We start from the raw sequence: 25,765 nt of genomic DNA, 5'->3' as shown, positions 1-25,765 counted from the left end.
TTTGATTCTACCAACCTACCTCCGTATTAATTTAGTTAACTCTCACCGTAATTCCGGCAGTGTTGGAATGTTGGTGAGGGATAACCGCTCGTCTAAACTAGGTGTGATTTATTGTTTGCACCAGCATAAGCAGTTTTGTGCAGATACTAATACCCCTACGGATACGGAATTAACAATTTCAAATTATTCAAGATCGATAACAGTTCCGGTTAAATATGCGCGCGATGGTTTTTCGCAATTTATTGATGCGGCTTTTGCGGTTTTTGAAGATGTTAGTGATATTACTAAACTAGGTTTTAGGGCAGATAAACTGTTTACTGGTATTAGTGATCCAAACATTGGCGACCCATTAACTATGTTTGGTATTGGTTCTCAGGGTAATTTAAATTTCGCTCGGGTGACGAATTTACAGGAGCAGCTTGAGTTTCCGTTATTGTCCAACGAGAAGATGATTTACAACGGTGTCTTACTCGGCCCAATGAGTGCTGAAGACCCTGCATCGGCGTTTTGTTATCCCGGTGATAGCGGTGCTATTTGGTATAACGATAAGTTTGAAGCTGTTGGTCTGCACGTTGCCGGTTACTACGCCGAAGCGGAGCATAAAATCCTCCCGTACATGCTGAAAATATCGGATGTTCTTAACGCATTAGATGTGTCTATTGTTACTCCCGATGAGTTTTCAAACCTCGTACCCACCGAATAAAATCTAATCAAACCAACTTTTTCCGTGAATACTATCGGCTATCACCTAACGAGGGTGATAAACTTAGGCGATTAATTTCAACTTATGATGCGTTTAAGAACATGATAGAAGCCGACGGTTATCAGCAGCGTTATTCGGGTATTGGTCGCTTATACGGCCGGGCTCACTACCATTCGCTTAGAGACGCTCATTTTCTGATTATCGGTATAGGCGGTGTTGGCACTTGGGTTGCCGAAGCTCTTGCGAGAACCGGTGTCGGTAATCTTTCTTTGGTTGATCTGGATGACGTTTGTGTAACCAATATTAATCGCCAAATTCACGCACTGAGTAACACCATCGGTCAGGGTAAAGTGCACGCAATGGCAGAGCGTCTGCAATTAATAAATCCTGAAATTAACGTCAATCTTATCGAAGATTTTATCGACCTGGATAATATTCCTCAGATTATTGAATCGTCTATTTCTGGCGTAGTAGATGCGATTGATTCGGCCACAACAAAGGCTGCTGTGATTGCCTATTGTAAGCGCCAAAAAATCCCGATGGTTACCGTTGGTTCTGCTGGCGGTAAACGCGATCCTCGCTTGGTAACGAGTATTGATTTGGCAAAAACCACCAACGATCCGTTGCTGGCTAAAACGCGTAATCAATTACGCAGGCTTTATAATTTTAGTAAAAATACCAAACGTAATTTCTCCATCGAAGCGATTTATTCTACCGAGCAAATGGTTTACCCATTGCCAAATGGCGAAGTTAGCCATACGTTTTCGTCAGAGCGCGACGGAAATCAATTAAATTGCAGCGGCGGGTTCGGCTCCGCGACAATGGTCACTGGAACCTTTGGATTTATTGCCGCAAGTCGAATTTTGGAAAAGCATTTTAAAAAGGTCGATTCACAATCTTCAAAAATTGAGGATTAAACCCTTTAAATTGAACGTACACTACTTACAAAATCCGTTAACTTCACCCAAAAAGAAAGTAAACCATTTACGCGTGAGGGACTAAGGTGTTTTTCAAGTTGCAGTTCATGCATATAATCGTGCAAATTAAAATCGCCAATTTCACTGATTTTTTTATCGTTGATTGGCGCAAGAACAACACAACATAACCCTTTTACCACAGCGGACTCACTGTCGAAAGTCACTTCAATTGTTTCAGGGTTTATTAATTGCAAATGCAGCCAAGTTTTTGCTTCGCAACCCGCCACTAAATATTGATCTTGCTTAATAATATCATCAGAGGGCAGCTTTTTACTTAAATCAATAATTGATTTGTATTTACGTTGCCAGTTTTTTTGATTTTTTAATTCAATTAAATCCACATCAGGAATTTTGCAAATAATGTGTGTATTGTCTTTCGCAATCATGATTAAAAATTAAAAAGCCGTTGGGCATTTTCTGTGGTTTTTTCCAAAATATAATCCACTGGTTCACTTCTTAATTCTGCTAATTTAAGCGCAATTAAAGCAATCTGTTCCGGTCGATTGGCCTGCCCTTGAAATCCACACACCGGCATCGCCGGAGCATCTGTTTCAAGAACCAAAGATTCTATGGGTAACCTTGCCACAGCTTCGCGAGTTTTGTTGGCACGTTCGTAGGTAATGGTACCACCAATGCCTAGGTGCAGTCCTTTTGCCCAGTAATGTCTGGCCACCTCTAAGCTACCGGAAAAACCGTGAATAACGCCTGGTAAGCCATTTTTATAGGATTTTAAAACCCGTTGCATTTCATCGTGCGCTCGCACACAGTGAATAATCGCAGGCTTAGTAAACGCTTGAGCTAGTTCTAAATGAGTAATAAAACTCGATCTCTGGGCTTCAAAGGTGTCTTTTTTTAGCTTATCTAAACCCGTTTCGCCGATGGCAATACAATCTTCACGTATTGCAAAATCAGCAAGCGCTTGCGTTAAATCTTCAGCAGAAAAAGCAGTGTCTGGATTAACCCACCAAGGGTGCACCCCCACGGCAAAATAAATCCGTTGATCACTTTTAGTAAAATCGCTGATGCGACACCACTGCTCGGGATACAAACCGGGAATTACTAACTTACCGATTCCTCGTTGGAAAGCTTTAGACGCGAGTTCAGCCATCGATTCTTGGGTTTCATCGGCTAAGTCGTCGAGATGTACATGCGTGTCGATAACGCCCTTGAGATTAAGGCTTTGAGCAACTGCTATTAATGAGGTGAGGTCTTGTGTCATCGCCGAATTGTGGCGAAAACACGGAGGTCTGTCGATACTCGGATTCTCTGCTTTTGCTAAAGATTAGTATCGACAGGTATTTTCAAACACCTCAAGATGAAATACGTATTCGAGAATTTTTCGAGAACTGAGCGCTCAGAAACTCCATTTGATCACCGCGGATACGATCACTGTTGGTCAAAGCAAGATATTCTGCCGTGTTTGGTCGAAACGGTAGCGCCAGTAATTCCATGGAGATTTCAGACAGTAAATGATTACTTTTGCGTTGGTTGCAGCGCTTGCAAGCTGCCACGACGTTAGTCCAGCTATCGGCACCACCACGACTCACCGGCACAATATGATCTCGCGACAGCTCTTCAAGTCGAAAGTGATTACCGCAGTACATACATTGATAGTTGTCTCTCGAAAAAAGCGCTCGATTGGTCAGCGGTGGAACAACATGGGATCGATTGACGCGCTTGCCGTTACAAGCGATGATGGCCGGTAATTCCATAAACGACTGCATGCCAGAAAACCGTGAATGACCACCGTAAACGGTACGAACCACGCCACCCATAGACCAGCATACTAAATCACGAGAGTACAAACAGGCAGCCTGCTTCCAATGAAGCCATTCAATGGGTTGCCCTGTTGAGTTTAATCTTAGGATACGGGGTTCCATAACAATCCTCTGCCAAAGAAAGCATCAACATGGAATCGAAAATCACGATGTTTTAAAGTGAGAGAAAAACATAACCCAGCTGAGGGACAGCTCGGTATCGCCGAAGAACAGACGGTAAGAAATGAACGAGTAACCCAATCTCTTACGACGGTACCCGCGAAATACTGTAAGACTGTCTTAACAAATATCTTTAAAACTATGAAGACGGCATTCCTTCCATGATACTTAGCTACGGTCGTTAACAAACAAGCAGGGTATTGCGAAAAAAAGCGTTCAATCCGACAAACATTGGCTACGCCATAGAGGTGACTGCATGAAACTCAAATCAGGCGTGTCGGTACCCTATACTCGATAATGTGTCATCAATTTGTGCGCCAACTGCACAAACAACATTCATTTAGTAACGTTATACTCGCTTAATAAGCGCTCAGCAATGGTTAAAAATACTTAAAATTGAAGAATTTACCACCACCATGGACACAACTTATCCAAAATATGTGGCATTGATATGACATTAAATAATGTCTTCATGAACATAAATTCAACATTTGAATTTGAGCGATACTATTAAGTAAGCAACATCAATGTAAGCAAGATCGATGGAATGAACAACACCAATAGGAATCTTCAAGTTGTTAGGTTATGGGTGGTAGTCGATTGTCTCAGGTATACGATTGTCACGACTATAAAAGCCATCCGCTAAAACAAGTGAAGTTACAACCACTCACAATTGCGACTTGATGACATTATTCATTGGCGTGAAGGCTGCACGCAGCCGTTTAACGTTTTTATTCAGTTGTTTTAATGGTCTGTTTTAGCGATCTCTTTTAATTTAATCAATTTAAGTTGATCAAATTTTTTATTCAGCCATTAATTTTAGCTTTAAATTACCTCACAAAAAAACCTGCATCAACATTGCAGATCTCGGTAGAACCCGATGTTTGCGCGATTCTGCAATACCTTGTCAAATACCTCGTCAATTGTAATAAAAAACTTTAATTCAATTAGAATTTCCAGCAACACAAAACTCTATCGCCACATCAATAACAGCTAATGATTGAAATTGTGAAAAAGTTAGCAACCGCGAGTTTAATGTTTGTCCTCTGATTAAATTACAAAAAATTTGGTCAGAAGTTTCAATGTCTATAAAAGGTAAAAAGAGATTATTAACTATTAAGATTTGAACGAATTAAATAACCTTGCCGTCGTACAATGTGCTGAATTAACAATTCCTGATCAACAGAGCTCATGCCAAAAAACTCAAGTCTTACATAATATTTCTTATCTTCTACAGATTCACAAGAAATCACTCTACCAAAGCTGCCAATGTTTATATTATCGGGAATTAAAATAAGATCTAAACTCAACAACGTGGCTTCCGCTAAAGCTTCGTCAATATAAAAACCCATTCCACAAGCGCTGATATTAACTTCATGAACATGATGCGCAATGCGTTGTACCAATAAGTTATCCATTTCTAGTTGGTTAATAACAACGTTTATTTTCTTATCAAGTGCTTCTAATACATTACCCACAAGAGGATCTTTCAATTTAACTTCTTGCAGTGTTGTGGCTATTTCTTTGTTCAGTTTTCTGAGCGCACCAAAATTATCGGCAACCCGTAGCGGTTTTAACTCGCCCGATAAATCATTTTCACTGATAATTTTGTAGGAAACACCTATTTGATCATCAATGCGGAAATAACGGCGGCGATCTTCGGACATCACATAAACTCCCTTAAAAAATTTCGTCGGGTTTTAGGTCAAATATATAGTCTGGATCGAGATCGAGCTCACGTAAAATATCGCCACCGTCTTGTTTTAAGATTTGTTTGTCTTCTTCAGAAAGTCCATCGGCAATATCTTGGCGAACAACAATTTCTACACGACGATTGCGCGCACGCCCTACTTCGCTTTCATTGGTTGTTAGGGGTTTAGTATCGGCAAAACCCTTAACTTCAAACCGATTGCGACTTAAAACATCACCTTTCATCAATTCCATAGCCACCGATACCGCCCGAGAAGAAGACAATTCGAAATTCGATCTGAATCTGCTGGTTTTTATGGGAATATTATCGGTGTGACCTTCAACAGATATCGTACCTTCAGTGTCGCGCAAGACTTCTTGAATTTCGCTGATTACATCGAAGTACTCTTCGGCCAAATCGGCAGATCCCGAACGAAACGCACCTTTCTCGCGAATCCGAATAATGATATTCCTACCTTGGGTTTCAATTTCGACTTCACCTTGAATAATCTGCTTTTGCAGAGATCTTGCGAGATCTGTGGCTTCTTTTTGAGCTTTACCAACCGCCTCTTCAACCAGCTTTTCGAGCTCCTGCTTGATGCGTGTTTTTATGCCGGAATCCTGATTAATTTCACCCTGTTCTATATCGTACTCAGCCTGGCATTCCACTTCTAAACTCATTTCTGTGAAATCGCTGGTGTTTTGATAGATCACATTTAACGGCGTTGGCTCTGGAATACCGGGGCTGAACTCTTGGGCAATAATGCTGGTACCTTTTGGTGGATCTGTAACATCAAGGCGATTTTGCACACCAAAAGCTTGCGCCAAAGAACCCGCTAAACGCTTAAATTTTTGCGCGTCCATCTCCGAAAACGATAGCAGCAAAACGAAAAAGCACATCAGCAAAGACATCAAATCGGCAAAAGTACCCATCCAAGCCGGCAAACCGGCCGGACAGTCGCATTTGTGCTCTTCTTCATCACTCATGACTGATCTCCGCTACTCATCCTTGCCAGAGTCGCGTTTACTTTCAGGAAGATAGGTTCTAAGCATGGTATCGATGACCCGAGGATTCTGTCCGGCCTGTATAGCCAGCAAAGCATCAATGACGAGGTTTTTAACCATCGCCTCTTCGGCAGCGCGCAGGGCTAACTTATCTGAGATAGGCTCGGTTAAACCGTTAGCCAATACTGCACCGTAGAGCGTTGTTAACAATGCCACCGCCATCGCCGGACCGATGGACTTTGGGTCAGACATGTTAGCCAACATCGCCACCAGTCCAATTAAGGTGCCAATCATCCCCATCGCAGGCGCTACACCGGTCATCGCAGTGAAAATCTTCGAACCTACCGCGTGACGCTCTTCGGCAAGTGTTCGATCTTTAGAAAGTAAGGTACGAACTACGTCAGGATCGTGGCCATCCACCAGTAACTGAATCCCTCTTTGTAAAAAATTACTGCTAACTTCCTTGCCTTCAAGCGAAAGTAATCCACCTTTACGGGCAGCGTCTGCAAGTTCAACAATTTCATCGATAAGCGCTGAGGGATCATCAATTTTGTTAGAAAAACTTTTACCCGCTACCTTCATAGCGCCTAAAAATTGCCCCAAACCAAACTTAGCCATTACCGCAAAAATACTTCCGCCGACAACAATCACTAGCGACGGAATATTAATGAACATGGATAACGAGCCACTCATCAGCATGGTGACAACGATCAAACCCATGGCGCCCAATAACCCAACAATCGTGGCTAGATCCACAAGCAGCTCCTTATAAATGCAGGTCGATAAACGTAACTCTGTGCATGTGGCATCGGCTGAAATCGAAGAATCATTAATTCCAAGAAGAAATTCGATAGGTAGGATAAGAATTTTGAAGATAGCCGTTTTAACGATGAAAGTTTTGTTCAGAAATCTTAAAAATAAGCGCCACCAATTGACCAATAACGCGGTGTCGGTTAGGGTTCAGGCCATTGAAGAGAGGAACCTGTTTCATGGCGGCACGCAAAAAGTATCCTGACTTTGAATCGGCATTAAGCGAATTAGAAAACATCATAGAACAGCTTGAATCTGGTGATTTAAGCCTTGATGAATCGTTAAAAGCTTTCGAAAGTGGCATTAGGCTCACTCGCGATTGCCAGCAACGCTTGACCGAAGCCGAGCAAAAAGTGCAAAAACTTGTTGCCGAACAAGGACAGCTCAAATTAGAAGATTTCGACGAACTCGACGACTCCGACGATTCTTACTAACCTTCCCGTCATTCGAATTTACCCGTCTAAAGGCACGCATCGTTGTTTCAGCAGTTTTTAAAAACCAGTCGCGCTCGCGTTGAACGAGCCCTGGATATTTGGTTGCCAGCAACCACTCAAGATGACACGCAACTCATCTCTGCCATGCGCTACAGCGCCTGTGGCGGCGGCAAGCGCGTGCGTGCCGTACTTACCTATGCGTCCGCAGAAGCGTTCGGTTTCGATAACGAAGACGCATTAGATGCAATCTCAGCGTCACTAGAATGTGTTCACGCTTACAGTTTGATACACGATGATCTGCCATCCATGGACGATGATGATCTGCGTCGCGGTAAACCCAGCTGTCATATTGCCTTTGGTGAAGCCATTGCCATTTTGGCGGGCGATGCCCTACAAACTCGCGCCTTTGAGATTCTCACCAGCCCAGAGCTCGATATTGCCCCAGAATTAAAAGTACGTTTAGTGCAAGAACTTGCCAATGCCTCCGGAGCATCGGGGATGGTTATCGGCCAAGCCATTGATCTGACCGCCACCAATCGCACTCTTACTCAGCCACAGCTGGAGCGAATGCACTTGTGCAAAACCGGAGCCTTAATTAGCGCTGCCGTGAGAATGGGCGCAATAGTTGCTGGCGCAAATGATGAACAGCTTGCAAACCTCAGCCGTTACGCACAAACCGTGGGACTGGCCTTTCAAGTCCAAGATGATGTTTTAGACGTAACAACCGAGACCAGCGTGTTAGGCAAACCTAAGGGTGCCGACGCCGCGTTGAATAAACCAACATTTGTAAGCTTGCTAGGACTTGAAGCTGCGCAATCGTTTGCTAAAGAACTCCATAATCAAGCATTGAATAGCCTTAGCAGCTTTGATTACCGCGCCGATCACCTGCGCAACCTTTCAGGTTATATTGTCAACCGAAGTAACTAATTACCGATTCAGCACGTCACAGTAGTTTGTATTTGTTTTGCTCGGTACAATAACCTATTGCCGTGAAGAAAATTACGCCGTTATGCTCACAGAAATACCGCTGCATCGCCCGCAAACGCCACTGCTTGATCGAATCAACTCTCCCGAAGACTTACGTCAACTCGATGAGAGCGAACTACCGATACTTGCAGAGCAGTTGCGCGAATTTCTCCTGTACACCGTTGGTAAAACCGGTGGACACTTTGGTGCCGGTCTCGGCGTAGTCGAGTTAACCATCGCCCTTCACTACGTGTACAACACACCAGACGACCGACTGGTGTGGGATGTGGGTCATCAAACCTACCCGCACAAAATCCTCACCGAGCGCCGCGAATCCATGCATACCATGCGTCAGCTTGACGGTTTAGCGGGTTTCCCCAAACGCACCGAGAGCGAATACGACACCTTTGGCGTGGGTCATTCCAGTACATCGTTAAGCGCTGCCCTTGGCATGGCCGTGGCCGCACAAAATGAACCCGAAGATCAACGCCGCAAAATGGTTGCTGTGATTGGTGATGGCGCGATGACCGCAGGTATGGCGTTTGAGGCGTTAAATCATATTGCGCACTTAAATTCCGACATGTTGGTTGTGTTAAACGATAACAACATGTCTATTTCGCCCAACGTCGGCGGGCTTGCGACCTATTTCTCGAAAATTTGGGCCAGTAAGCTTTACACCGATTTTCGTGAAGGTAGCAAAAAAGTTTTATCAAAAATTCCACAAGCGTGGGAGCTGGCTCGCAAGACTGAAGAGCACGTTAAAGGCATGGTTTCTCCGGGAACCCTCTTTGAAGAGCTGGGTTTTTATTACATAGGCCCAATTGATGGTCACGACTTACCACGGCTGATTCACGACCTAGACGCGCTGCGTAAGCTCAAAGGCCCCAAGCTTTTGCACATTATCACCAAAAAGGGCAAAGGCTTCGCTCCAGCCGAACAAGATCCGGTTGGATACCACGCGTTAAATAAGATCGAACCCAAAACCTCAGTCGCACCGGTACAGGTAGACAACAAGCCGAAAAAGCTCAAATACCAAGACGTTTTTGGTTACTGGCTGTGCCAAGCCGCCGAGCAAAACGAAAAACTCGTGGCAATTACTCCAGCCATGTGTGAAGGCTCTGGTATGGTGGAATTTGCAGAGCGATTCCCAGAGCGATTCCACGACGTAGCCATTGCCGAGCAACACTCTGTAACCTTTGCCGCGGGTCTTGCCTGTGAAGGCTACAAACCGGTCGTTGCCATCTACTCCACGTTTTTACAGCGCGCCTACGATCAGCTCGTGCACGATGTTGCCTTGCAAAATCTTGATGTTACCTTCGCTATCGATCGCGCGGGTTTGGTTGGCGAAGACGGCCCAACCCACGCCGGTAGTTTTGATATCAGCTTCTTGCGCTGCATTCCTAACATGATTATCGCCGCACCCAGCGACGAGTTTGAATGCCAACAGCTACTAAAAGCCTGTTTTGAATTTACAGGCCCATCCGCGGTTCGCTACCCACGCGGGACAGGCACTGGTGCTGCGTTAGATCAACTCCAACCCACCCCAGAAATTGGTAAAGGTGTTGTTGTAAGATCTGGCAATAAAATCGCTATTTTAAGCTTTGGGCCGCTGTTAGATCGCGCTCTCGCCGTTGCAGAAAAACTCAACGCAACCGTTTGCGATATGCGTTGGGTTAAGCCTATCGACGAAGCACTTATTGCCTCGTTGGTGCAAAACCACGAGTTGTTGGTAACCATTGAAGACAACACCATTGCTGGTGGCGCTGGTTCTGCGGTTAACGAATATTGCCAGCAGGAATGTTTTGATGTGAACGTATTAAATTGCGGTCTGCCAGATTATTTCCAAGATCACGGCAAACGCGATCAACTGCTTAACGAAGCGGGTTTAAGTGTCGAAAAATTAACGCAAAATATTGAAGCACGTTTAAAGAAATTAAATCAGCAAAAAAATTCCGCTAATGCAGCAAGTGCTCCAACTGCCGTTTAAATCACCTACAAAAATTTATTCTCTGATTAATAAACTATGGCTTAATCAGAGAATAAATCTTTTAAAACTAGCACCTAAAAAACTGATATCTAAAAACTGGCTATCTAAGAAACGGAAATCAGAGATAAAAATTATCATTCCCTCATCAAAATCCTAATCTCTTAAAACAAAACCCTAATCTCTTAAAATAAGCTGCCAAAAACCCACATCAATATACTGATTAAATTTAAAACCGACCTCTTTAAAATGCGCGACTTTTTCCATGCCGATTTTTTCGTGCAAGGCAACGCTTTTAGCGTTAGGCAAACTGATAACCGCAATTACGCAATGAGTGCCCCGTGCTTTTAGAGCCGCCAATAACGCCTTATACAACTGTGTTCCTAATCCTTTACCATCACAACCATTTTTAAGATAAACCGTACACTCTAACGAATACCGATACGCAGATCGCTCTTTCCATTGTGTGGCATAGGCATATCCCACTACTTCAGAATCTTCAACGGCAACCAGCCAAGGCAAAGACTGTTGTTGTACCGACGCCATTCGCGAACGAATGTCCAGCTCAGTGACGGGTATATCTTCAAAGGTAATGTAGGTTTCTTCTACATAATAATTGTAGATATCGGCAATGTATTGCGCATCGTTTGCAGTGGCTTCTCTGATCATTATGCACCCGAATTACATCAATTATTGGCCACAATAAATTGCTGGCTCGCCATAACGAATTTCTAAATTGGTGCGCATTTTACGCGTCATACCACGCACCACCATGGCATAACTGTGATCGATCATACGTTCGATTTCGCCACGCGGAACACTGCCATCTAAAATTACCGTATTCCAATGGGTTTTATTCATGTGGTAGGCAGGAATCACCGACTTAAAAATATCCCGTAACGCCAACGCTTGGTCGGGATCGCATTTTAAATTCAGCCAAGCCACCTCATTGTGCCACGACACCAACGCAAACATTTTTGTGTAGACTTTAAACAATGGAATATCACGCTGAAACGGAAAATCTAAACTCGTCTCTGGTTTAGCCAGCGCATAGTGTTTCACTTCTTCGTAATTCACCGGTATTACTCATTCAAATTTACAAGTAAGATAACTTACAAACCAAAATTGGCTTAAGATTTAATCATAAACCCTTGCTGGCTCCGTTAAAAAGACCAACATACCGTATATATGAGAACAATAATGCGAAAACTAACAACAATCTTATCAACTTTAGTGTTAGCCACACTACACGGTTGCGTAGTAGTACCCACCAGCGACTCGGAGCACGTTGCCAAATGCGAAATCTCCAGCGATCGCAAAACCCTAAGAGTGATCGACGTCGCCAAAGAAACCAACAGCTACTACTCGATAGAAGGACTTTTACTAACACCCATCATCTACCCAACCACCGCTTTAATTTCGGGAATTTACGTTGGCGTTAACAATATTTATAACTTGGGCGAAGAAAAGGTTGTGTGCAAGAAACAGCTTGAACAAAATACGCCGTCATAATAAGGAATAGAAAAAGCTGGAAATTACACAAACAAAATAGAACCTCTGATTAAATTACCGAAGAGTTAATCAAAGGTTCTTAGAGCAATTAAATGGGTATAGGAAACTCTGATTAACCTAGAGTTTCTCGCGACACAAGGATGTGTCGCCAATTTCAAGAACTGTAAGTGATTGAAATTGTGAAGAAATTGGAAATCACATTTTCAATTTCTTCCCTCTGATTAAATCAAGGATGAGTTAATCAGAGGTTCCTATAATAATTACGATAACTAATTGTTAATCCGACAAGTTCAATAACTCGGTATTTCCACCCATGGCCATGGTATTAATGGTTAATGTTTTTTCCGTGGCAAAGCGATATAAATAACGCGGGCCACCGGCTTTAAATCCTGTTCCTGATAGTCCTTGTCCGCCAAACGGTTGCAATCCAACCACAGCGCCCACCATGTTACGATTTACGTAGGTATTACCAACGGGAGCCTGAGCAAAGATTTCTCGCCAACGGCTTTCTAAACGGGTTTGAATACCAAGTGTTAAACCAAATCCGGTTGAAAATGCTTGCTGAATGGTTTCGGGCAATTTTTTAGCGGAATATTTTATAACGTGTAACACGGGGCCAAAACATTCATCACTTAATTCGCTGATGGAATTAATCACAAATAAATGCGGAGTAATAAAGGTACCGTTATTGTAAACGGCTTTATCGTATTCGCCAGATGTGTAGTGAGTAACCGCTTTAGTTTTAAATTCTGCAATATGATTCTGAATTTTTTCAAGTGCGGTTTTATCGATAATGGGGCCGACATCGGTTTTACTGTTTGCGGGATTATCAATAATGAGTTGATCCATCGCACCTTTTATTAACGATAGCGTTTCATCAAAAATATCTTCCTGCACATAAAGCACACGTAATGCCGAGCATCGTTGGCCAGCACTGGCAAACGCGGAGCGAATAACATCGTCGCAAACTTGTTCCAACAAAGCGGAGCTATCGACAAACATTACGTTTTGGCCACCGGTTTCTGCAATTAACGGCACAATGGCGCCGGTACGATTGGCCAAATTAAGGTTTATTTTTCGCGCCGTGTGCGAGCTGCCGGTAAAGGCAACACCACCAACATCGGAATGTTTTACAAGATATTCGCCGACGTCGGGGCCACCCGGAATAAACGCTAAAATCTCTTTAGGTACTCCGGCTTGATACATTAATTGAATGGCTTCGTAAGCAATTAAAGGCGTTTGCGGTGCCGGTTTAGCGATCACGCTATTACCTGCCGCTAATGCAGCAGCAACTTGACCAACAAAAATCGCCAAAGGAAAGTTCCACGGGCTGATACACACAAAAACACCGCGGCCGTGAAGACTGATTTGGTTTTGCTCACCGGCGAGTTTACCACCGTTAGGCAACTGCTCGGCATCGCTAAATTCTGCTCTGGCTTGGGCACCATAATAACGGCAAAAATCTACGGCTTCTCGCACTTCGTCTAATGCATCTTCAAGTGTTTTACCGGCTTCTCTCGTTAATAAAACCATTAATGACATGAGATTTTCTTCGAGTAGATCAGCAACTTTCTCTAAAACAACCCCGCGTTTATCACCACCCATTAAATCCCAATACGGTTGATGTTTTTTCGCTTGTTCGAAAGCGTTATCAACCTGTGTTAAAGACGCCAAATAAACTTGTCCCAATTCATCTTGATGATTGGCCGGATTATCTAGCGGATGCGAAGCTTGTTGTGAAAAATCATCAATACCTGCAATTAACGGTGTGACCGTATAACGTTCGGCTTTTTTGTTCTCAAAGGCTTCTTTAAATTCATTGCGGACGCTAATGCTGGTTAGATCGATACTCACGGAATTTTTTCTCTCACCAAAAATTTGTTGTGGTTTTAAAATATTCGGGTGCGAATGCACATCACGACGTCTGACTTTTTCTACCGGATCAACCACCAATTGTTCCGGCGTAATTCGATGGTCCAAAAGATGATTAATAAAGGAACTGTTCGCGCCGTTTTCTACCAGGCGTCTTACTAAATAAGCTAATAAATCTCGATGACCACCCACCGGTGCATAAATACGAACCGGCGGAATGGTTTCGGATAATTTAAACGCGCTGCCGTAAACGGAATCACCCATGCCGTGCAAACGTTGTAACTCGATATTTTTGTGATTGGTTCCCGCAAGCTCTATAACCGCGGCGATAGTATGCGCATTGTGCGTGGCAAACTGGCAATACAAATAATCGCGTGCCGCCAACATTTTTGTTGCACAGGCAAGATAAGAAACATCGGTATTGGATTTACGCGTATAAACCGGGAAATCGGCAACACCTTTTTGTTGAGCGTTTTTAACTTCAGAATCCCAATAGGCGCCTTTAACCAAGCGAATTGGAATGTGTCTGCCCTGCTGTTTTGCCAACTCAATTAACCAATCAATAACCGCGGGAGCTCGCTTACCATAGGCTTGCACAACCAGCCCTAAACCATTCCAACCTTTTAATGATTTCGCAGTAGCCAGCCGTTCAAAAATCAATAAGCTCATTTCAAGCCGGTCGGCTTCTTCAGCATCAATGGCAATTGGAATATTACCTTTCGCAGCAACTTCACACAGCGCTAGCATTTTGCGTGTTAAATCGGCGCAGGCTTGCTCAGCGTGACTGGTTTCGTAGCGGCTATACAGCGCCGAGAGTTTGATAGAAACACCGGAGTTTTTATGGGTTTCTGATTCGCTGGCTAAACCACACAAGGTATTAATTGCGTTTAAATACTCTTGATAATAATGCTGGGCGTCTTTTTCGGTTCGCGCTGCCTCACCCAACATGTCAAACGAAAACAACCGTTGATGCGCGGGTTGCTTTTTTCCACGTGAAATCGCTTTTGGTAGCGTTTCTCCTAAAACGAAGGTTTCTGCCATTAAATCCAAGGCAGAATTCATAGCCGCGCGAACCATTGGCAAACCTAAACGCGCAACCAACTTGGTAATTTTGGAGGCATCGACCTTGCGCCCTTTTACCAATTGCCCAGTGAGCAATAAACCCCAAGACGAGGCATTCACCCAAAAAGATTCTGATTTAGCAATGTGCGCGTGCCAGTTACGATCATCAAGCTTGTCACTGAGCAGCTGATCACGCGTGTAGCTGTCTGGAATACGCAACAGCGCTTCGGCCAAACACATCAACGCCACACCTTCGCTGTCTGCTAAGCTGTATTCCTTAAGAAAGCTGTCTAACAAAGGCGGTTTCTTTTGTCGGGCTAGGTCAACAATTGCGACAGCTTGGTCACAAATTTTTTCACACTGCTCTTTTGTTAATTTCACTTCCGACAATAAATTATCAACAGCGACGCTTTCGTCTAAATATTTTTGATCTTCTATCGTTTTGGGGAGAACGTTGTTTAATGGAGTAGAGAAACTGGTCATGAAAGGTCTCACGGAGTTCATAGATTAACGCTACAACGAATGACTGGAGACATGTCACAGGTCATTTTTTTGCAAAATATATCGTCCAAATTAGAGATCGGCGAACGAATTAAACTCTCAAGCTTTAGGAATTCTATTCTTCAATATCGTTGGCCGTGAATTAAATTATTGGCTGATAGTTTTTTATAACGAGGCAGTTAATATTCTTCGAAATTGCAAAATAAAGATAACTGACTCATTGAGAAAAATTTGAAGGTAAAAACGGTGAGAAGCAATGGCGATGAAATCCAAATGCATAAAATAACGCTGACTGTTCAACAGCGTGATTTTTAACTTCTGCCATAAGAGAAAAGTGAGGAAAACTGACGGTGATGAACGATCAAAAAGCGCGGCGGTAGAAACCAATAGATTCGAATGAATTATAGGAAGCTCTGATTCACCTAGAGTTTCCAGCGACACAAGGATGTGTCGCCAATTTCAAGAACGGTAAGTGATTGAAATTGTGAAGAAATTGGAAATCGCATTTTCAATTTCTGCCCTCTGATTAAATCATGGATGAGTTAATCAGAGGTTCCTATAAAGGTTTGGCGCGACAAACCGCCCACCCAATTTTAATAAGTGAATACTTACCTTTGAATAGCCTAAGAAAGTCTGATTAAACTAATCGTGAGCGAATCAGAGGTTTATGGTTAGATCTTTTCAGGTTTGGACTCTGAATATCGTTGTTTTAGCCATAAAATCACCTTGTCTACCGGCATAGGCTCTGCGAATAAAAAACCTTGCCCGTATAAGCAGTTCATCGATAACAATTGATCGCGTTGCTCTATAGTCTCTATACCCTCGGCGAAGACCTTGTATCCGTAACGCGCGCCTAAGCGCAAAATAATATCCACGACTGGTTTACCCAAATGCTTATCGTGTATTTGCGATACAAATACTCTGTCGATTTTTAAGCTGCGTGCGCTCAAGCGATAAATGTGCGATAGCGACGAGTACCCTGTACCAAAGTCATCCATGCTCACATCAATACCAGATTCCATAAGTTCCTGGAGGCGCTGATGAACCTTGGTGAAGTTTTTCAATGATTCGGCTTCGGTAATTTCAAATTCTAAATACTGTCGCTCTATGCCTGAACGATCGATCATATCGTTCAGGCGCTTATACGCAACGTCACTGAGAAGTTGTTGGGCGCTTAAGTTAAACGCTATTGGATAGCGAAATCCTAAGTCAAAGATTTTGCGTGCGGCGTCCAAGGTATGCTCAAACAGTAATTCGCCCAAACCTTCAATTAAACAAGCCGCTTCTGCAACAGGTATAAATTCCGTTGGAGAAATCATTTTCCCGTCGAGATTCCGCCAACGTGCTAGCGCTTCAAAACCAATAACATCACCGGTTGCTAATTCAACCTTAGGTTGAAGCTCAATAAAGAAATGATTTTCAACAATAGCTTTGCGTAAATCCGATAACAACTGATACTTACCTCTAACGCGATCCTTAGTCTTTTTAGAATAGACCATTAGATGAGTTTTATTGGCTCTAGCAAAACCAATTTGCGCCTCAGCAATGCGCATAACAAAATTCGGCGAATGTTCATTAAGCTCTTCAAGGCCCACAAGAGATATTCTGGTGGTGAGTTCGTGCTCAACTTCATCAACCAACAGCTTAATGTATTCAGCTTTGTGCCTATCAAGATAATTAGAGAATTCTTGTTTAGAAATTACCAAACCGAATCCGCTGTTATTCAGTTTAGCCAACACAGTTCCCTTGGGAAAACTATCGCGCAAATACCGATACAAATTGGTATACAACTGCATGGTAAATTCGTCGCCCAGATTCGACAACATTAGCGCGTAGTAATCTACATCAATGACCACCAAATAATAATTAGCTCTATCATTAACAGATAGCTCTTCTAAATTTTTCAATATCCAATTGTAATTGGGAATATTTAGAGAGACATCATTGTAGGCAAGGTGATACAAATAATCTTTGTGCAATAAATTTTCACAGCGAGTTTTTGCGGTTTTAAATAAATTTTCAATTAAAGCTTTATGAATTAACTCATATGTTTCTATATTGATGTAGGCTATCAATACTTGACCACGTTGATTATGAGGAAACTCATTAAAACAACAAAATACCGATTGCCCGCGCTTCTTTAATGATAGGTTTTGTTCACCCAAATTAAGCGTCGAATATTCGATGTTAGGAATAAGCTCGCCAACAGTTTTGCCAATTAGTTTTTCATCAAAAGCACGATCAATCACCCAATACTGTGGCTCGTCATCAATCTGCCAAGGCGATTGCCGTGCAATAAAACCGATACCTTTGCCATCAAAAATATGATCTAAGCAATTAAGCGAGGCTAGAAACAACTCCGACAAACTTTGAATATTACTGAGTTCGTAGACCATCTTGGTCGCGGCTTCGAGTTTATTGAGTTGCACCACCTGACGATTACTGAGATGTATATGTACCAATATACCTTTAATAATAACTTCTAATATTCGATCGTTAAGGGCCTCGTTATCAAACAGCTCAATAAAACTATTTTCTCGAACAAATTGATCAAACAAGTCATTGGCTTGAGGCTTAATGATTAAAATCGCCAACGATTGATTCTTACAACTCTCCACTTTTTCTATAAACCGAACCACATCAACATCGTCAAACAGATCGGTAAAAATAACCGCAATCGACATAGCATTATTAGTGAAGCAACACTCAGATAGACTCGACAATGAATGTATATTCAGCTCTTTTAATACAAGCCCAGACTCATAAAGATTAGCGGCAACTTTTTTCAGGGATTGCTTACAATAATCTGCCAAGTAAGAATCAAGCGGCGCTTCAGGTTCGGCCATAATCATATTGACCGGGCTGGCCAAGGTTTTTAGATGGCGACCAAGGTCTGTTGCGATTGCATTGTTCAAAGACGTTACCTTTCCTCGTTTCGCTATAAGCTATTCGTGGTCATTTACCCTAAAAAAGCCCGAATCATTCAAGCTTCCAACAACATCACCTGCCCTTTTAGTTTCAGCAACTTGATTTCAATAATTATCCGTTGTTAAAACTATGCCGATGTTGGAAATTGTATGTTCAACTCAGTCTCAGTGCATAAACACGGAGGAGTCAAACACTAGCGTCTCAAATGTCCTCGACATATTTTTCATGACAAGCGAGCGTATCGACTTTCGCTAGCAATTTTTAGTGTAGTACGAAATAAGCAGTACGCTTGAAGCAATACATCTAGGTTAGACCTAGATGTATTAACGAGAGGGATTTTCGATAGCAAAATAAAGCAGTATTTGAACATATAAGAACATTACATTAACGGGCATATTATCAAATACCAATTATAGGAAACTCTGATTAACCTAGGGTTTCTCGCGACACAAGGATGTGTCGCCAATTTCAAGAACTGTAAGTGATTGAAATTGTGAAGAAATCGAAAATGTAATTACCGACAAGAAGGAGAAATACGGTTTTAAATTAAGATAATTTATACAAGAATTTATGTATATTTTGAGGTTTTAAAATATCAACTTAGCATTAAAACTGACGGTCTTAGCAATAAACCGATAGAACCTCCGATTAAATCCTAGAACATGTAATCGGAGGTTTTTAGAGTAATCAGAGGTTCCTAGAGCAGGCAGAGGTTTTTAGGGTAACCAGAGATTCTTATAACAAAAGTGCTAGGTTAGTTAATTAGCCTATTTTCGCGGAAATTACTTTTGCTCTTGGAAATAAATTAAAATCCGTCGCCGATGCATTGGTATAAGCACCCATTACTTTACCAACGACTATATCACCAATGGAAAGCTCCGGAGTTGCAATATTTTCGGCGAAGACATCGATACTATCGCAGGTAGGTCCGGCAAAAGTTGCCGCGCTTGTTTCTTCTAAATCTGAAAAAATCGTCAGAGGATAGTTCGCATGATCGTAAATACGCCCACTGTAAGAGCCGTAAACTCCGTCATCAAGGTAATACCACATTCCGTTTGCGCGACGAGCAGCACCAATTATAGAGGCAATTGAAGTGACTGCTTCTGCCACTAAAAAACGACCGGGTTCGGCAATGATACGAATTTGTTCCGGTAATTTATCTAGGGCATTTTTGATAGGCCCGCAGAATGTTTCGATATCGGGTGTTGTCTCGTCGTATTGAGCCGGGAAACCGCCGCCAATATCCAAAATAGACATATTGTGTTCATGAGTGTTGTTATATTCCAGCAATAAATCAGCACATCGATTAATTGCCAAAATATGATTGTGAGGACTTACACATTGTGATCCGGCGTGGAATGATAAACCATTTACATGCAACCCCAATTGTGCGGCCTGTTCTGCCAATTCAAAAACTTGGTTTGGTGTACAGCCAAATTTTTTTGATAAATCCACCGGTGAAGCGGGATTCGGAAAACTAACGCGCAATAATAAACCGACACGAGTTCGATAAGCCGTGAATTTTTTTATTTCATCCAGATTATCGACCACAAAACTGGTACAACCATAGCGCAAGGCATCTTTAATGTCTTGATCACGCTTGATAGGATGCGTGTGAATACAACGCTCTGGATCTACTTTGGCGTTTCGCAAAAGTTGAATTTCACCGGAGGTGGCGATATCGAAATAAGCACCACAGCTGGCTAGCGTCTGAATGACTAATGGATCTGGATTTGCCTTCATCGCAAAATATAAATGGACACCAGGCAGGGCTGAACTCAACCGATTGAAACTTCGTGTGAGCACATCTGGATCTATCACAAGCAACGGCGAACCGTACTTTTTTATCAGTTCTTGATAGGGCTCTTGTGCAGATTTGTTTAAAATTGTAATCGAAGGTGCTTCAAGAGAAACGCTGGCCAAAACCTCACCTCGTTCTGTTAAAGATTAAAAGTACTGTTAAAGACAATAAGTACAATTTGGACAATAAAATTCTTATATATACTCAAAAATAAATAATAAAAAATTCAGACCCATCTGAGAAAACACGATAGACAGCAGAATATTCGGCAAGATAAATACCAGCAGTGCGCATCAATGATGAATATTATTGAAAATGTGTAGACGTATAAAATTGCTCTTTTATTTTATACTCTCTGATTAAATTACACATAAGAATGCACTGATTATCTCAGAATTTTTAGCAACGCAAAAAATGTGTCGTCAATTTCTGCCCTCAGATTCAATCACACAAGAATTAATCAGAGATGCCAATAAACCATCTAAGAAAACTATCTAAGAAAACTATCTAAGAAAACTATCTAAGATTCATAAAAATCTTTTGTAACTAACGCAAGTGTAGTCAACGTTAATACATTGTGAAAATGACGATAACTTTTAAAATGATATGTTCTATACAAACCTCTAATTAAATCAGTAACGACTTAATCAGAGGTTTATTAGACTAGAAAATTAGCGATTAGCCACAATAGCTCAATGATGCATTAAGGAAACTCGGATTAACCTAAAGCGTCCTTAAGTTGTTTTACTAAATAGGCAGGCAGCGCAAACGCGCCTAAATGAAGTTCAGGCGTGTAGTATTTACTTTCGAAATGTGCGGTTTGGAAACGATCGCGGAGCTCGTCTAAAGATACTTGACGAAGTGCTTCGTTATCGGTTGCCCAGCTAAATGCCATGGCGCCGCCAACATAGGTTGGAATCGCTGCCATGTAGAACGTGTGATCTTTAAAATGCGAACTCTGACGACGATACGTATTAACTAGTTCGTCGGCTTGCATAAAAGGCACACCATTTTGAGTAACCAACACACCACCGGGATTTAAGCAGTTTTTACAACTGCCGTAGAAATCCTGTGTAAATAATACTTCACCCGGACCAATTGGATCGGTACTGTCGGAAATAATTACATCGAATTTATCGGTAGTTTCTGCAACAAAACGCGCACCGTCGTTGATGACTAAATTCAAGCGTGGATCGTCAAAGGCACCTTGGCTGTGGTTGGGCAAATATTCTTTGCTCATTTCGACAACGGCGTTGTCAATTTCAACCATGGTGATTGATTCAACCGATGTGTGACGACACACTTCACGCAAAATACCGCCGTCACCACCGCCAATAATCAACACTTTTTTTGCATTGCCATGGGCCAAAATAGGTACATGGGTTAACGATTCGTGGTAAACAAACTCATCGGCTTCGGTAGTTTGAATCACACCGTCCAACGCCATAACACGGCCGTAAAGCGCATTTTTAAAAATAATTAAATGCTGATGTTCGGTGTGTTCTTCGAAGAGAACCTTATCAACCGCAAAGGATTGTCCCCAAGCGTTGTAAAGTGTCTCGTTATAGCGATTCATTAACGAATTACCCCGCGAAGGTTTTCACTTACTTCAATACGCTCTGGAAAAAACGCACGCTTCAGTTCAACAATCGCAAGTTCTGGCATTGCATCACCGCACATAAATACGTCAAACGCGGCATATTCACGCTCAGGCCAGGTATGAACACTGATGTGCGATTCTGCAAGAACAGCCACGCCAGAAATACCGTCAGGAGCAAAGTGATGAAGATGGATGTGCAAAAGAGTAGCGCCACAAACTTCTACGCAGCGACGCATTGCTGTTTCCATTCTCTCCATATCGTCTAGGTGCTTAGCGCCCCAAAGATCGATAATTAAGTGAGAACCAGCAAAGGTAACGCCATTTCGCGTGATAAAGTGGTCTTTGTCTTCCTCAGGAAGAGTGATAACACTCTCGTTTTGAGAGGTTTTGGGCATTGAGCCTAGGTCAGAGCTGCATAAAGCAGTTGGTATGAGGGCATCAGCGGCACTCAGCATTAACGCATTCCTCCGAATCGCTGTGGTTGTCTGTCTGTTCAGTCACCACCGCATGCAGGTTGCGTACAACTCTAGCTGTCGATGGTGCTTTAATGGACTCGCATAAAATAGTTTCATTAGTTAAAGGAGCCGCGATTTTAACTATTTTTTTTTGTAGTGCAAGTACTTAGCACCAATTTTTAAAACTGCGCCTAATATCCACGCGAAAATATTTTTATATGAATATTTTTTTACAACATAAAAAACAGCGTTTTAATTACCAAAAAATGGTTAAGCCTTGGTATAGCCAAAAAAAGCAAGATCCCGAAAACCTTCGGTGCTCTAAGCTCAAGTTACTCGTGTGATAACGACAAATTACCGAGATTATAGCAACACAGAAAATTGTATTTTCAATTTGGTTCAGCCAATTATACTGCCGAGCAGCGCATCAAATCCTGTTATTAGCTGATGTTGAATGAATTAATCATCAACAATAATAAACCTGTAATAAAATAATAAACCTATAATAAAGAGTAGCTCAGAGATTCCCGCAAGCCGTACTAAATCTCTCAACGGTAATCAAACTTTAACATCGCGCATTTCTCTGAGGTTTTACGCCTCAAATTAAACGCAACGGTAAATAATAACCCCTCATGCTTTATTGTTTTGTAGGTTTGATTTGTACATTCAACTTACGCACCACATAAAGAGAACTTAATCGATAAGCTGACCAAAACGGTCGCTCGTTAACGGGGTATTAGGTTCAACAATAGGTTGGCAGGCAGAGTCGATAAGATTCGGGTAAAATCGTCAAATCTAATGGATTTGAGAGCTTAAGGCTGCTGTATGTCCGATTTATCGGTGATTCAACTCGTTTTAATTGGTTTGATTTTTATTTGGAGTGGCTTTGTTCGCTCGGGATTGGGATTTGGTGGAGCCGTTTTATCACTGCCCTTCTTACTGATGATTCTTGACGATCCCTTAGTTTTTTTACCCATTATTTCGGTACATTTATTGGTGTTTGCCTCGCTTACGGTTTGGCAAAACAGCCGTAATAGCGCTAAGAATGATGTGCACACCGGATTTTTAGCGACCGTGGATTGGCGGTACCTATCCAAAGCAATGGCAATTATGATTGTTCCGAAAATTGCTGGTGTATTTGGTCTTATTGTATTTTCAAATACACTAATGAGCAGCATTATTTTTGTAATTGTTGCCATTTATTCTATCACTTACATATTAAATAAACCGTTTAAAAGTACAAACCCTGTTTTAGATACATTATTTTTAATCTTGGGCGGTTATGTCAGTGGCACTTCTCTGATTGGCGCGCCCTTAATTATCGCGGTTTTTGCTAATCACGTTGCCAAGCATCAATTACGCGATACCTTATTTGTGCTTTGGTTTATTCTTGTTGCTATTAAAATGGCTGCCTTTATTTATGCAGGAATTGATTTACAGTTAATACACCACCTTTGGTTACTTCCTTGTGCGGCAATTGGGCACTTTATTGGTTTACGTGTGCATAAATATTTAGTAACCGCGGAGACACCTATATTTTTCAGAGTTTTGGGCTGCGCCTTGCTAATTGTTAGTGTCGCCGGCCTAGCGCAAACATTGCTGTCTCGTTAACGGTTATATCACTCATTGACGCGTCAGCAATGTTAGTTCTGATAAATATTTCCAGCACTCAATTGGCCGAACCAAACCGATCGTCAAGCGAGCAAGATATTACTGTTCAATTAGGTTCGAGTTTATCCGAGGCTTCTTGAATTTATTGAGATATTGTTACAGCCATCGTCTGACGGAATTTTTGTACGCTGTATAATTTGCTCCAAACTTTTCCGCTAAAATTTTTTCTTCAGGAATAATTTGAAAACGATTTAAATACAAAATAAATATTGGCAACGCAAAAATAGACATAGGTGACTTGAGGAAAAAGCACCAACCCAATAACGATACTGCCATACCTAAATACATGGGATTTCTTGATAACTTATAAATTCCTGTATCGACAATTACATGAGTATTATTAGGATTTAAAGGGTTGATCGTTGTTTTTTTAACACCAAAACCGGTAATAGCAATCACATCGAGAGAAACACCCAAGACAATAACCGCAATTCCTATATTACTTAGCAATGTTGATTCCAGTCGCCACACATAGAGACTCAGCAACCACATTATAAAAGCGGTAATCATTCCAATAATTGGTGGTGGGATTTTTAGCTCTAACCAATTCATACCACATTAGCTCGCAATACAAGAAAGACTCACAGTATATTCGTTTTGGCTTAAAAACTTGCGAGACTTAATCAAAAAACGTTAAAAAGAATCAATAATAATCATTAAAACCGAATCAATAATAATCATTAAAACCGAATCAACTTAATAAGCCGGTATTTACAGCTGATAATCGTCCGGCTACAAATTTTTATTGTGCCGATGAGATGGCTAGTGAAAGTTTTAGGTAAGGTAGGTAGAGAATTGCTCAAATTAAGTTAACGCTCACCAACAACCTATTGGCGCTTACTTAAAGATAGATACATGACGGACCAAATTTATTAATTTAGGTACCTCTAATTAATTTAGGTGCCCCTGATTAATTCAGGCATGATTAATCAGAGGACAGAAATCGAATTTATAAATTAATTACGGAAACCAAATTCGAGTGTGAAGTACTGAGGGTTCAAGCCCTTTAGTGGCTCTTGAAGCTTTTCTAATTCGCTGGCAGGGCCGTGAATTTCTAGGCGTGTAAGTTCACTGATCTTTAGTGCCTCTTCCAAAAGTGGGCCAACATTTTCTAAATGCGCCAACACACCTTCTGCATCGGTGTAACCTTCACGGGCGTGGGCCAGTGAGCCATCGAAAGTATAGGCGTAATGCAGACACTTAGGCTCTTCTTTGGTCTTCTCGACCATTTTTTTAGCGCCTTCTTTGAATGCATCGAGTTGACCTTCTGCGACTTGGAAGTATGGAACGATTGTGCAGCACGTATCTTGAGTAGACATATATCACCTTTATTATTGCTTTGGCTGTGAATGTGTTATTGAACATCTGTTATCGAAAACAACGACTATAAAACATTAAGACGTTTTGCGCCTTAATGTTTTCGTAGGCCTTTTGTTGGATTAACGAACTAGTCTTTAGTGGCAATTTTTCAAAAAAGGGCTAAATATGTCGCTTACATCCACAAATTGACGGTAAAAATCCACGAATAGGGGTCAATAGAAAATAAAAGGTTATGTGAAAACACATAATCACTACTAGGATCTTATCGCTAAAACTTTAAGTTTCACAAAATAAAACAGTTTAGAGGAGTTTGTAGTTACTTCATCTCTTACATCATTGAAGATGAAAAATTGGCAATCGTATTTTCACTTTATGTCCTTTAATAAAACCCCAAATTTATAAAACCTAAAATGGTTCAGTTTATAGACATATATTGTTCAACACTCGCGCAGTTAAATACTGGCGAATAATTGTTGCGAAAATACGAGCAGATACAGCGCGCAGTAACGTTAACGGCACATAAAATACACCGTTAACG

Annotated in this window: 22 protein-coding genes; 7 read left to right on the top strand and 15 right to left on the bottom strand. The window is 41.7% G+C overall.

The features are described 5' to 3' along the window. Position 1: 1 nt before the first annotated feature. A complete protein-coding gene (locus ACYQ2C_RS04980; RefSeq protein WP_460100346.1) occupies positions 2 to 703 on the top strand; it encodes a hypothetical protein in 702 nt (233 codons plus the stop codon). 101 nt (positions 704 to 804) lie between these two features. Further along, a complete protein-coding gene (tcdA, locus tag ACYQ2C_RS04975) occupies positions 805 to 1,620 on the top strand; it encodes a tRNA cyclic N6-threonylcarbamoyladenosine(37) synthase TcdA (protein WP_460100344.1) in 816 nt (271 codons plus the stop codon). A 5-nt stretch (positions 1,621 to 1,625) separates the two neighbouring features. On the opposite strand, the gene ACYQ2C_RS04970 is transcribed toward tcdA, so the two are convergent. The 6 genes from ACYQ2C_RS04970 to pomA form a co-directional block, all read right to left on the bottom strand. After that, on the bottom strand, positions 1,626 to 2,066 hold the full coding sequence (locus tag ACYQ2C_RS04970) for a SufE family protein (protein ID WP_460100342.1): 441 nt from the start codon (positions 2,064 to 2,066) through the stop codon (positions 1,626 to 1,628). A 2-nt stretch (positions 2,067 to 2,068) separates the two neighbouring features. Continuing rightward, complete coding sequence (locus ACYQ2C_RS04965; RefSeq protein ID WP_460100339.1) at positions 2,069 to 2,899, bottom strand: TatD family hydrolase; 831 nt, start codon at positions 2,897 to 2,899, stop codon at positions 2,069 to 2,071. Between the two features lie 91 nt (positions 2,900 to 2,990). Then, a complete protein-coding gene (locus tag ACYQ2C_RS04960) occupies positions 2,991 to 3,560 on the bottom strand; it encodes an HNH endonuclease (RefSeq protein WP_460050408.1) in 570 nt (189 codons plus the stop codon). A gap of 1,166 nt (positions 3,561 to 4,726) precedes the next feature. Next, entirely contained in the window at positions 4,727 to 5,284 is a 558-nt protein-coding gene (locus ACYQ2C_RS04955) for a PilZ domain-containing protein (protein ID WP_460050412.1), read from the bottom strand. 13 nt (positions 5,285 to 5,297) lie between these two features. Continuing rightward, the gene (locus ACYQ2C_RS04950; protein ID WP_460050414.1) at positions 5,298 to 6,293 is read right to left on the bottom strand and encodes a flagellar motor protein MotB; all 996 of its coding nucleotides are present in this window, start codon (positions 6,291 to 6,293) and stop codon (positions 5,298 to 5,300) included. A 12-nt stretch (positions 6,294 to 6,305) separates the two neighbouring features. Next, positions 6,306 to 7,067 carry a flagellar motor protein PomA gene (pomA, locus tag ACYQ2C_RS04945; protein WP_460050416.1) on the bottom strand — a complete coding sequence of 254 codons (762 nt, stop codon included), beginning with the start codon at positions 7,065 to 7,067 and terminating at the stop codon, positions 6,306 to 6,308. Positions 7,068 to 7,300: 233 nt separating this feature from the next. Between pomA and ACYQ2C_RS04940 the strand changes: the two genes are divergently transcribed. From ACYQ2C_RS04940 to dxs, 3 genes are all read left to right on the top strand, one after another. Next, complete coding sequence (locus ACYQ2C_RS04940; protein WP_460050418.1) at positions 7,301 to 7,555, top strand: exodeoxyribonuclease VII small subunit; 255 nt, start codon at positions 7,301 to 7,303, stop codon at positions 7,553 to 7,555. A 42-nt stretch (positions 7,556 to 7,597) separates the two neighbouring features. After that, entirely contained in the window at positions 7,598 to 8,482 is an 885-nt protein-coding gene (locus ACYQ2C_RS04935; RefSeq protein ID WP_460050420.1) for a polyprenyl synthetase family protein, read from the top strand. Between the two features lie 82 nt (positions 8,483 to 8,564). Then, complete coding sequence (gene dxs, locus ACYQ2C_RS04930; protein WP_460100334.1) at positions 8,565 to 10,508, top strand: 1-deoxy-D-xylulose-5-phosphate synthase; 1,944 nt, start codon at positions 8,565 to 8,567, stop codon at positions 10,506 to 10,508. 174 nt (positions 10,509 to 10,682) lie between these two features. Here the strand turns inward: dxs and ACYQ2C_RS04925 are convergent, their stop codons facing one another. Together ACYQ2C_RS04925 and ACYQ2C_RS04920 are read right to left on the bottom strand one after the other, a co-directional pair. After that, positions 10,683 to 11,174 (bottom strand): N-acetyltransferase family protein, encoded by a 492-nt coding sequence (locus tag ACYQ2C_RS04925; RefSeq protein ID WP_460100331.1) that lies wholly within the window; start codon positions 11,172 to 11,174, stop codon positions 10,683 to 10,685. Between the two features lie 21 nt (positions 11,175 to 11,195). Then, positions 11,196 to 11,582: an MmcQ/YjbR family DNA-binding protein gene (locus ACYQ2C_RS04920; protein WP_460100328.1), complete on the bottom strand. Its 387-nt coding sequence runs from the start codon at positions 11,580 to 11,582 to the stop codon at positions 11,196 to 11,198. A 123-nt stretch (positions 11,583 to 11,705) separates the two neighbouring features. On the opposite strand from ACYQ2C_RS04920, the gene ACYQ2C_RS04915 reads away from it, so the two are divergent. After that, positions 11,706 to 12,017 carry a hypothetical protein gene (locus ACYQ2C_RS04915; RefSeq protein WP_460100326.1) on the top strand — a complete coding sequence of 104 codons (312 nt, stop codon included), beginning with the start codon at positions 11,706 to 11,708 and terminating at the stop codon, positions 12,015 to 12,017. Between the two features lie 276 nt (positions 12,018 to 12,293). Here ACYQ2C_RS04915 and putA read toward each other — a convergent pair whose 3' ends face one another. From putA to speD, 5 genes are all read right to left on the bottom strand, one after another. After that, positions 12,294 to 15,434 carry a bifunctional proline dehydrogenase/L-glutamate gamma-semialdehyde dehydrogenase PutA gene (gene putA, locus ACYQ2C_RS04910; protein ID WP_460100323.1) on the bottom strand — a complete coding sequence of 1,047 codons (3,141 nt, stop codon included), beginning with the start codon at positions 15,432 to 15,434 and terminating at the stop codon, positions 12,294 to 12,296. Positions 15,435 to 16,123: 689 nt separating this feature from the next. After that, on the bottom strand, positions 16,124 to 18,367 hold the full coding sequence (locus ACYQ2C_RS04905; protein ID WP_460100320.1) for an EAL domain-containing protein: 2,244 nt from the start codon (positions 18,365 to 18,367) through the stop codon (positions 16,124 to 16,126). Positions 18,368 to 19,142: 775 nt separating this feature from the next. Then, positions 19,143 to 20,303 (bottom strand): type III PLP-dependent enzyme, encoded by a 1,161-nt coding sequence (locus ACYQ2C_RS04900; protein WP_460100317.1) that lies wholly within the window; start codon positions 20,301 to 20,303, stop codon positions 19,143 to 19,145. 596 nt (positions 20,304 to 20,899) lie between these two features. Further along, positions 20,900 to 21,757: a polyamine aminopropyltransferase gene (gene speE, locus ACYQ2C_RS04895; RefSeq protein ID WP_460100314.1), complete on the bottom strand. Its 858-nt coding sequence runs from the start codon at positions 21,755 to 21,757 to the stop codon at positions 20,900 to 20,902. Then, positions 21,757 to 22,236 carry an adenosylmethionine decarboxylase gene (speD, locus tag ACYQ2C_RS04890; protein WP_460050440.1) on the bottom strand — a complete coding sequence of 160 codons (480 nt, stop codon included), beginning with the start codon at positions 22,234 to 22,236 and terminating at the stop codon, positions 21,757 to 21,759. The genes speE and speD overlap by 1 nt, the downstream gene beginning before the upstream one ends. Positions 22,237 to 23,061: 825 nt before the next feature. Here speD and ACYQ2C_RS04885 point away from each other — a divergent pair. Continuing rightward, entirely contained in the window at positions 23,062 to 23,847 is a 786-nt protein-coding gene (locus tag ACYQ2C_RS04885; protein WP_460050442.1) for a TSUP family transporter, read from the top strand. 156 nt (positions 23,848 to 24,003) lie between these two features. Here ACYQ2C_RS04885 and ACYQ2C_RS04880 read toward each other — a convergent pair whose 3' ends face one another. Both ACYQ2C_RS04880 and ACYQ2C_RS04875 read right to left on the bottom strand, forming a co-directional pair. Further along, positions 24,004 to 24,459, bottom strand: coding sequence for a methyltransferase family protein (locus ACYQ2C_RS04880; protein ID WP_460100310.1), 456 nt, complete (start codon positions 24,457 to 24,459; stop codon positions 24,004 to 24,006). 404 nt (positions 24,460 to 24,863) lie between these two features. Beyond that, the gene (locus ACYQ2C_RS04875) at positions 24,864 to 25,226 is read right to left on the bottom strand and encodes a putative quinol monooxygenase (protein ID WP_460050446.1); all 363 of its coding nucleotides are present in this window, start codon (positions 25,224 to 25,226) and stop codon (positions 24,864 to 24,866) included. Between the last annotated feature and the right edge of the window lie 539 nt (positions 25,227 to 25,765).

It is taken from the genome of Sessilibacter sp. MAH3 (assembly GCF_054658275.1).
The sequence above is the reverse complement of the archived record's forward strand: the minus strand, read 5'-3'. Positions and strand labels throughout refer to the sequence as shown.